At 25.6% G+C, this 6,760-nt stretch carries 5 protein-coding genes; all 5 read left to right on the top strand.

Annotated elements, in window-relative coordinates:
* Positions 1-53 precede the first annotated feature (53 nt).
* The 5 genes from NSA58_RS13430 to NSA58_RS13410 all read left to right on the top strand — a co-directional run bounded on the left by NSA58_RS13430 (position 54) and on the right by NSA58_RS13410 (position 6,730).
* Positions 54-1,439, top strand: coding sequence for a hypothetical protein (locus NSA58_RS13430; RefSeq protein ID WP_074429782.1), 1,386 nt, complete (start codon positions 54-56; stop codon positions 1,437-1,439).
* 29 nt (positions 1,440-1,468) lie between these two features.
* On the top strand, positions 1,469-2,953 hold the full coding sequence (locus tag NSA58_RS13425; RefSeq protein WP_039678431.1) for a VanW family protein: 1,485 nt from the start codon (positions 1,469-1,471) through the stop codon (positions 2,951-2,953).
* 192 nt (positions 2,954-3,145) lie between these two features.
* The gene (locus tag NSA58_RS13420; RefSeq protein ID WP_074429783.1) at positions 3,146-4,576 is read left to right on the top strand and encodes a tetratricopeptide repeat protein; all 1,431 of its coding nucleotides are present in this window, start codon (positions 3,146-3,148) and stop codon (positions 4,574-4,576) included.
* A gap of 203 nt (positions 4,577-4,779) precedes the next feature.
* On the top strand, positions 4,780-5,733 hold the full coding sequence (locus tag NSA58_RS13415; RefSeq protein WP_039678429.1) for a WG repeat-containing protein: 954 nt from the start codon (positions 4,780-4,782) through the stop codon (positions 5,731-5,733).
* Positions 5,734-5,863: 130 nt separating this feature from the next.
* The gene (locus NSA58_RS13410) at positions 5,864-6,730 is read left to right on the top strand and encodes a YitT family protein (RefSeq protein ID WP_039678428.1); all 867 of its coding nucleotides are present in this window, start codon (positions 5,864-5,866) and stop codon (positions 6,728-6,730) included.
* Positions 6,731-6,760 lie beyond the last annotated feature (30 nt).

Below are 6,760 nucleotides of genomic sequence, written 5' to 3'. Positions count from 1 at the left end.
ATAATTAATAAAAGTTTGTTTATGGAAATATTAATAAAAGAAAGGAAAAAATAATGAATTTTAAGGAACTTTATGATAAAATTGTTAACTTGATATATGATAATAGAGGAAATATAGTAAAGCTTTCGTTCTCGGCATTGGCTCTATTACTTTTAATTATAGTTCTTTATTTTAGTAGTGATAGCTTTAATATAAATAATGAAGTTAATACCTTAGTTACGTATATAGAAGAGAGACAATACACTATGGCTGAAAATTATTATGATGATATAGAAAAAGAATTTTCAGATTCTAAAATGAGTAGATTTAATAAAAAAGTATCTAAAAAGCTATCCTCATTACTTATAAATAATGGAGATATGTATATTAATGGTCAAATAACAAAGGAACAGTATATGGGACTTGTAAATATAGTAAATGCACTTAATACTGTAAGTATTGAAACAACAAATTTGATTGATTTAGGAAAAAGAGTAGATGAAATGTATAAAGAAGAAAATATTACTTATGAATCAGCATATTCTTTTTTACAAATAACATCTTCTTTGAAAGGCATTAATGAAGGACTAGATGAATACAAACAACACATAAAAACTCTTTATGAATCAAGACAAATATATAAAGAAGGAACTAAAAATCAGTCTATAAAAAAATACCATGAAGCCATAGATTTATATGATAAAGTACTTAAAGAGGATGAAAAGTATTACTCATTGGCATCAAGTGCGAAGGAAGAATGTATAAAGGTAATGTATGATTATTATATTAATCAAGCTAAAAGTTTGGCAGATGAAGGAAAATATGAAGATGCGTTGAAATATTTGAGCTATTTAAGCCCATATTATGACGAGGATGAAATAGATGATTTAGAAGATAAGTATAATAAATATGTTTCTAATTATACTATGACAAGTAATGATATTATAAGTTTAATAGCAAGAAGAAGTGATGAGAATAAGAATGATTTGTCTGTAATATCGTACTTACAAACTGTAAATGGAAAAAGATATTACTATGGTGAAGTAACAAAAAATGATAAGGTAATAAATGAAGTATTAATAGATACTGCAACTAAAGAACTTTACTCATATAAATCAGATAAAAAAGATTATAATTGTATCTACAGCGATGCATACTTTAAGATAGACGAAAATAGTGGAGAAATAATTTTTTCTATAAATAAAGATTATGCCAAATCAATATTAGAAGATAAATTAGAAGAAAATGAGAAAAAATATAATAGCATAGAACTCTTAGATGAAGAGAAGCAAGAAAAATATAGCAATGATGATTTAAAAGGCATGATAAATAAAAATGGTAATATATATTACTATTTTATAGTTAAGACAGGATGGTTTAAACCAAAGGAAATATACTTAGTTAATATTTATGATAAAACTACTTATAATTTAACAAAAGATAAAATTCAACAACTTTAAACATAAGTAACTCAGTAAGGAGACACATAATGCAAAAATTAAAAGGAATAAATTTGGCCATTATTATATTAAGTGGTATATTAATTTTGACTTTAGGATTTGGTTATACACAAATTAATAACAATAAGATAGCTAAAAATACTTATATTAAAGATGTTAATATAGGAGGTTTAAGCAAAGAAGAAGCAAAAAAGAAAATATTAAATGAATTTAAAATTGACACAATAACATTTATGTATGATGATAAAAAATGGAATATTAACCCAAGTGATATAAAAACAAGTTATGATATAGATAAAACAGTAGAAAATGCTTATAATGTGAATAGAAGTAAAAATATTTTTTCTAATATAGTAGATACATTAAAATCTACTTTCGGAATCAAAAACTATATAAATATATCTATTGATTGTGATGAAGAAAAAGTAATCTCAGAGCTTGAGAAAATATCAAAAGAAGTAAATGTAAATATGGAAAATGCCAAATTAAATGTAGTAGGAAATAATATTGAAGTTACTAAAGATAAAGCTGGTTTACAAGTTGATATTAATAATACATTAACTAACTTAAAAAAATCTTTACAAGAAGGGATATTTGAAGATAGTTTAGTTGTGACAAAGGTTGAACCTGAAGTTAAAAAAGAAGATTTACAAGATATAAATACTTTAATTGGAAGCTATAAAACAGTTTTAGCTGATATTAGTCCTGGAAGAGTTGAGAATATTAAAATAGCAACTGAGAGAACAAGTGGTGTGCTATTGATGCCAGGGGAAGAGTTTTCTTATAACGAGCATACAGGTATGAGAACAGTTAAAAATGGATACAAAAATGCAACGGTAATTGTAAGTGGAGAAGCTGTACAAGGAGTAGGTGGTGGAGTTTGTCAAGTATCTACTACTTTATATAATGCAGTTCTATATGCAGGGCTTGATATAGTAAAAGTATCTAATCATTCTATACCATCAAGTTACGTTGATAAGGGTAGAGATGCTGTGGTATCTGATAGTGGATTAGATTTTGTATTTAAGAATAACTATAACCAGCCTGTATATATTCAAAATTACTACAACAATGGAGTAATTACATGTCAAGTTTATGGAAATAATAAAGATAAACAAAATATAGAAATTAGTACAAGTATAGACAAAGTAACTAAGGCTCCGATCAAAAAAGAAAAGGACCCAACGTTAGACAAAGGAAAAGAAAAAATATTAGAGCGAGGAAGGGATTCTTATACTGTATCAACTTATAGAAAATATTATGATGAAAATGGAAAAGAAGTAAAAACAGAAAAGGTATCAATTTCTTTTTATCCATCTAAACAACAAGTTTTAGCAATAGGAACAAAAAAAGAAGAAAAACCTCCTAAAAAAGAAGAAGCTGATTCTTCAACTAATGACTCTAATAAGGACGAAGGCAATAATGAAGAAAATAATAACAACAATAACAATGATGATACTGTAAGTGGAGACGATACTCCAAGTGAAGATGATAAACCTATAGAAAAAGAGTAGATTAAAGACCTAGGGTAACCTAGGTCTTTTTGTATGAAAAAAATTAATATGTTAAAATATAAAATTATACAAAATATGTGTAGATATATAATTTTTTGACTTAATATAACAAATGTGATATCTTAGATTATATGAAATGCAAGGGAGGAGATTAAAATTTTAGGAGAACAAATTAGAATAGACATAGAAAATATGCCTAGAAAAATATTAGATATAGATTTAATAGAAGAAAAAAATAGTGACTATACTTTCTTTGAAATAGATGAAGATGAAAATAATGAAACTTTAAAGGCATTAAAGCAATCTTATGTTACATCTAATTATAAAGATGAAACAATACTTAATTTACAGCAGGAGTTAAAAACGCATACTAATGTGTTACCAAAGGAAATAAAATTAGAGTCTTATAATAAATATAATAATGCATTGGAATTAGCACAAAAGAGTTATATAACAACGGCAATCAGGCTAGTAGATGAGGCATTACAAATTAATCCAAAGGATGAAGATATTTTAAATTTGAGAGGTCTTTTAAAGTTACTAAAGTGTGATTTTGCAAAAGCCTTCGAAAGTTTTTATACAGCTCAATGCTATGGGAATAATGAATTATCAAGAAAATATGTAGATAAATTATCTTCAAGGGAGTTTAAAGTATTCTTAGAAAGATATAATCACTCTATTAGATTTATTAATGAAGAGATGAATGAAGAGTCTATGGAGATATTTGATTCATTGATATTAGAAGATCCTGAACTTATTGAACCATATGTAATTTTAATATTATTATATGAAAAAATGGGTAAAACTGAGGAAAAAGAAGAATTATTAGATAGACTTAGATTTGTAGATGCTGATAATCATCTATTTGATAAAAATCACGATCATATAAATGAAGAAGAGTTTTCTGTAGTAGTAGCAAAAAAAGAAAATAAACAAATTGAAAAGTTAAAAGAGCATAAAAATATACTTAGCAAAAAGAAAAATATAGCTTATGTTATAGTTGGACTTTTAATAGTAGTTATTGGTGCAACAGCAATATATAGTAAAACTAAATTAGATAAGCTTAATGAAGAATTAAATAAAAAACAAGAAGCTATTTCTAAAAAAGAAAATCAGTTAAGTGCTAAAAATGAAGAGCTAGAAAAGAAAGAAAATGAAATATCTAAAAAGGAAGAAGCTTTAGATAAAACAACTAATGAATTGGATGATGCAAAACAAAAAGCGGAAGATGCCAAGTTAATAAAGCAAGGAGAAGAAGCCTTATTTATGAAAGGTGTATCTTATAAAAATGCTGGAGATTATGAAAATGCTTTAAAATACTTTAAGTTAGCAATTGAAAATAGTAAAAAATCAAGTTTTAAATCATCATCAATCTATCAATCAGGTTTATGTTATGAGAAACTAAACAAAGATAAGGAAGCTATATCTTATTACCAAAGATATGTTAATACATTTAATAAATCTTATGAATACTTTGATGATTCTTATTATAGAATGGGAATATTATATTATGAAGACAATCAATTACAAAAATCAAAAGATTGTTTCTACTCACTAAGATATGAAGATCCAGATAGTAGTTATTTAATAACAGAAAAAGTAAAAAATATTTTAAAAAAATAATTAATAAAAAAGATATAAGTTGAAAATTTATTTTCAATTTATATCTTTTTTTATTTTTAATGGAATAAGAGAGTTTTGGATAGCTAAGTTATTTAGAATTAAATTTATATCATACAGCGATTTAAGCAAAGTGAATTTTTAGTATATGTAAGTTGAATGAATAATAAGATATAGAAAGATTATTATTTTTTAGGAGAGATAAGATGAGTCAGGAGTTGATTTTGCCAATACTAAGAGATGGTAAATATGGGTTTATTGACAGGAACTATAATATAGCTATTAAGCCTAAATATAACTATGTCTCTAGTAGATTTAAAGAAGGATACTGTATTATTACTTATATAAAAAAAATAAGGAATAATACAAAGTGGGTATTTGGATATATAGATAATAAGGGGAATTCAAATTTTTTTTTACAGCTTGAAAGCGCAAATCAGTTTTGTGAGGGGTTATCAAAAATTAGAATAGATGGTAAATATGGATTTTTTAATACCAATTTAGAAGTTGAAATAAAGCCTATGTATAGAGCGGCTTTAAACTTTAATGAAGAGCTTTGTGGAGTGAGATTGAATAAAAAGTGGGGCTTTATAAATAAAAAAGGAATAATGACCATAGATCCTATATACTCTTATGTAAATAGCTTTTACAATGAAAGAGCCTTGGTAGAATTTAAAAATAGATATAGTTATATTGATAAAAATGGAAAAATAATAATAGATGGAGATTTTATTATGGGTTCTGATTTTTCGCAAAATTTAGCTAGTGTTAGAAAAGATAATAAGTGGGGGTATATAGACAAGAATGGGAAACTAGTAATTGATTATTTATATGATAAAGCAAAAAGTTTTAAAGAAGATTTAGCGCCTGTATGTATTAATAATAAATGGGGTTATATAGATAAATCGGGAAAACTAGTTATTGATGCAAAATTTGATTATGCATGTAGCTTTTATGAGGGATTAGCTAGAGTAAATGTAAAAAAAGGATATTTCTCCCAAGGGTATTGGGGATTTATAAATAAAGAGGGTGAAATGGTAATTAAACCTGTATTTAAATCCGCATCGGATTTTCTAGAAGGATATGCTCAAGTTAATGAAAATAAAAATAACTATATTGATAAGCACGGAAATTTAATTATTAGTGGTTCTCTTAGATGAATGTGAAAATTCTCTTTTAAAAATAAATGAAATGAATCATGCAAAAACAAATGAAGTATGTTAATATAATAATGTAAACAATAAGAATGATGTTTATAACAATTTGTTTAATTTATTTGGAGGGAACTTTATGAGTAAGGTTAATACAATGGAGCAAGACAATATTTATGTAAGGTACTCAATTATAATAGTGGGTATTACAATTATGTCCATTGGGGTAAATGGTTTTTTAAGACAGGCGCATTTATTAAGTGGAGGAGTAGCTGGTGTATCAACGGCAATTAACTATTTATCTAATATAAATGTTGGATTTATTACATTTTTTATTAATATACCTATCTTTATTTTGGGATTTATATTTTTGGATAAAGATTTTTTAATTACAAGTTTAATTAATATGATACTTTTTTCTGTAATTATAGGTATAACACAAGAAATAGGTAGCATTATACCTGTTGATGATATACTACTTCAAAGTGTATATGGAGGAATTTTATGTGGGGTTGGTAATGGATTAGTATTCAGAACTAAATCATCTCTTGGAGGAACTGATATAATAGGTGCAATCTTAAAGAATAAATTAAATATTGAAATGAAGAATACTAGCTTTGGAATAAATTTAGCAATTGTTTCTGTTAGTTCTTTATTGTTTGGATTGAATTTAGCACTATATACATTAATTGCCATGTTTATTAATGCACAAGTTATGAGTTATATAAAGGATGCGCTAAATGATGAAAAAGCAGTTATGGTATTTTCTAATAACTCACAACCTATAGCAAATGAAATTATGGAGACTCTAGTTAGAGGTGTAACTTTCTTAAATGCAGAAGGTGGATATACTCAAGAAAAGAAAAAAATTATTTATTGTGTAGTTTTATCTAGAGAAATTCCAAAAATAAAAGAAATTGCATTAAAATATGATGAAAGAGCATTTATTTCAGTTAATGATATAAATGAAGTTAAAGGTAAAGGATTCAAAGAAAAGTTTTTATAAAGTAAAGCCAGACTATGTTCTGGCTTTTAT

It is taken from the genome of Terrisporobacter muris (assembly GCF_024621905.1).
Classification (GTDB): domain Bacteria; phylum Bacillota; class Clostridia; order Peptostreptococcales; family Peptostreptococcaceae; genus Terrisporobacter; species Terrisporobacter muris.
The sequence above is the reverse complement of the archived record's forward strand: the minus strand, read 5'-3'. Positions and strand labels throughout refer to the sequence as shown.

Bases quoted from the DNA above. Each gene is read 5' to 3' on its own strand.
- NSA58_RS13430 (WP_074429782.1), top strand. From the start codon at position 54: ATGAATTTTAAGGAACTTTATGATAAAATTGTTAACTTGATATATGAT.
- NSA58_RS13425 (WP_039678431.1), top strand. From the start codon at position 1,469: ATGCAAAAATTAAAAGGAATAAATTTGGCCATTATTATATTAAGTGGT.
- NSA58_RS13420 (WP_074429783.1), top strand. From the start codon at position 3,146: ATGCCTAGAAAAATATTAGATATAGATTTAATAGAAGAAAAAAATAGT.
- NSA58_RS13415 (WP_039678429.1), top strand. From the start codon at position 4,780: ATGAGTCAGGAGTTGATTTTGCCAATACTAAGAGATGGTAAATATGGG.
- NSA58_RS13410 (WP_039678428.1), top strand. From the start codon at position 5,864: ATGAGTAAGGTTAATACAATGGAGCAAGACAATATTTATGTAAGGTAC.